At 66.6% G+C, this 2414-nt stretch carries 3 protein-coding genes; all 3 read left to right on the forward strand.

Annotated elements, in window-relative coordinates; genetic code table 11:
• On the forward strand, positions 1-221 hold a 221-nt coding region (locus tag JNN06_RS11025), incomplete at its 5' end, for a GNAT family N-acetyltransferase (RefSeq protein ID WP_291239643.1).
• Positions 218-1231 (forward strand): histone deacetylase family protein, encoded by a 1014-nt coding sequence (locus JNN06_RS11030; RefSeq protein ID WP_291239644.1) that lies wholly within the window; start codon positions 218-220, stop codon positions 1229-1231. The genes JNN06_RS11025 and JNN06_RS11030, both read left to right, overlap by 4 nt.
• A 295-nt stretch (positions 1232-1526) precedes the next feature.
• Positions 1527-2414: RNA polymerase sigma factor RpoH (rpoH, locus tag JNN06_RS11035; RefSeq protein ID WP_291239645.1), on the forward strand; the 888-nt coding region annotated here is incomplete at its 3' end.

Here is a 2414-nt window from a genome sequence, read left to right on the forward strand (position 1 = left end):
ATGTGTGGGTAGATGCGGCGGCGCGGGGGCGGGGCTTGGGCCGGGCGCTGCTGGCGGCGGTGCGCGACGAGGCGGCGCGGCGATGGGGGCCGGGCTATCTGCGGCTGGCGGTCTATGAGCAGAACGCAGCCGCGCGGCGGCTGTATGCGCGGCTGGGTTTTCGGGCCAAGCCGGACGAGATCTGGCTGACATTGGAAGGCAAGGAGCTGGCGGCGCTATGAGGGCTTTTCTGGAGGCGCGGCAGGGCGCGCATGATCCGCAGATGTTCATGGCGAACGGGCGGCGTCTGCCCAATCCCGAAACGCCGGAGCGGATCGCGGTGTTGCGCGCCGGGGCCGAGGCGGCGGGGGCTGTGATCGAGGCGCCGCGCGATTTCGGCATGGGGCCGCTGGCGGCGGTGCAAAGCGCCGAATATCTGGCCTTCCTGCAAACCATCCACAGCCGCTGGCAGCGGATCGAGGGGGCGGCGGATGAGGTGATCCCGAATATCCACCCCGACCGGCGCAGCGCCAATTACCCGAAATCGGCTGTGGGGCAGGCGGGCTGGCATCAGGCCGACACCGCCTGCCCGATTGCGGCGGGCACCTGGGAGGCGGCCTATTGGTCGGCGCAAAGCGCGCTTTCGGCGGCAGAGGCGGTGCTGGCGGAGGGCCGCGCCTATGCGCTTTGCCGCCCGCCGGGGCATCATGCCTTTGCCGATCTGGCGGGCGGCTTTTGCTTTCTGAACAATGCGGGCATCGCGGCGGAGTGGCTGCGAGGGCAGGGGCTGCGCCCGGCGATCCTGGATGTCGATGTGCATCACGGCAATGGCACGCAGGGCATGTTCTATGCGCGCAGCGATGTGCTGACGGTCAGCCTGCATGCCGACCCGGACCGGTTCTACCCGTTCTTCTGGGGCGCGGCGCAGGAGCGTGGCGCGGGGGCGGGCCTTGGCTATAACCTGAACCTGCCGCTGCCGCGTGGCACGGGGGATGCCGATTATCTGGCGGCGCTGGCGGTGGCCTTGGCGCGCATCCGGGCCTTTGGCGCCGATGTGGTGGTGGTGGCCCTCGGGCTGGATGCGCATGAGGATGACCCGTTTCAGGGCTTTCGGCTGACAACACCGGGTTTCACCCGGATGGCCGAGGCGATTGCGGGCCTTGGCCTGCCGGTGCTGGTGGTGCAGGAGGGCGGCTATCTGCAACCGGCCCTCGGGGCCAATCTGACCGCCTTCTTGCAGGGGATCGGGTGAGGCGACGGCCCCTAGAGTGATGGGCAAGGGCGCAGCAGGTAACGCGTCGCGTTCCCCTCCCGCCCGCGACCAAGGCGCAGCCAGACGCCATAGACCGGCGAAGGGCACAACATGTTACCGCAATCACACGCTTGCGTGAGAAGCTGACACAAAGCTCGCATCCCCGACGGAACCAACCCACATTGTCGTGCGTATGGCTACGTCTGGCTGCGATGATCTTGCACGACCGCCAGACGATGCCTAGATTTGCCGGTCCGGTGGCGGGATACATCGCCACAGGAGAAAGGGAGACCCGATGTCGAGCTATGCCAATCTTCCCGCCCCCAGCCCCGAACAGGGGTTGAACCGCTACATGCAGGAAATCCGCAAATTTCCGCTGCTGGAGCCGGAAGAGGAATACATGCTGGCGAAGGCCTGGGTCGACCACCAGGACCCCAAATCGGCGCACCGGCTGGTGACCAGCCACCTGCGTCTGGCCGCGAAGATCGCCATGGGCTATCGCGGCTATGGCCTGCCGCAGGCCGAGGTGATCTCGGAGGCGAATGTCGGTCTGATGCAGGCGGTGAAACGCTTTGACCCCGAAAAGGGCTTCCGCCTTGCGACCTATGCGATGTGGTGGATCCGCGCCAGCATTCAGGAATATATCCTGCGCAGCTGGAGCCTTGTGAAGCTGGGCACCACCAGCGCGCAGAAGAAGCTGTTCTTCAACCTGCGCAAGGCCAAAGCCAAGGTCGGCGCGCTGGAAGAGGGCGACCTGCGCCCAGAGAATGTCGCGCAGATTGCCAAGGATCTTTCGGTGTCGGAATCCGAGGTCATTGACATGAACCGCCGCCTCGCCGGGGCGGATGCCTCGCTCAATGCCACGGTCGGCAGCGAGGATGGCGGCGCGCAGTGGCAAGACTGGCTGGAAGATGAAGACAGCGATCAGGCTGGCGCCTATGCCGAGCGCGACGAGCTGGATGCCCGGCGCGCGCTTTTGTCACAGGCGATGAGCGTGCTGAACGACCGCGAGCGCGAGATCCTCGTGCAGCGCCGTCTGGCCGAGGAGCCGGTGACGCTGGAGGAGCTGTCGGAAAGCTATGGCGTCTCGCGCGAGCGCATCCGGCAGATCGAGGTCCGGGCTTTCGAGAAGCTGCAAAGCAAGATGACCGAACTTGCGCGCGGCAAGGGCATGCTGGCGGGG

The organism is Gemmobacter sp., assembly GCF_016792925.1.
In the GTDB taxonomy this organism is placed as follows: domain Bacteria; phylum Pseudomonadota; class Alphaproteobacteria; order Rhodobacterales; family Rhodobacteraceae; genus Gemmobacter.

Bases quoted from the DNA above. Each gene is read 5' to 3' on its own strand.
- JNN06_RS11030 (WP_291239644.1), top strand. From the start codon at position 218: ATGAGGGCTTTTCTGGAGGCGCGGCAGGGCGCGCATGATCCGCAGATG.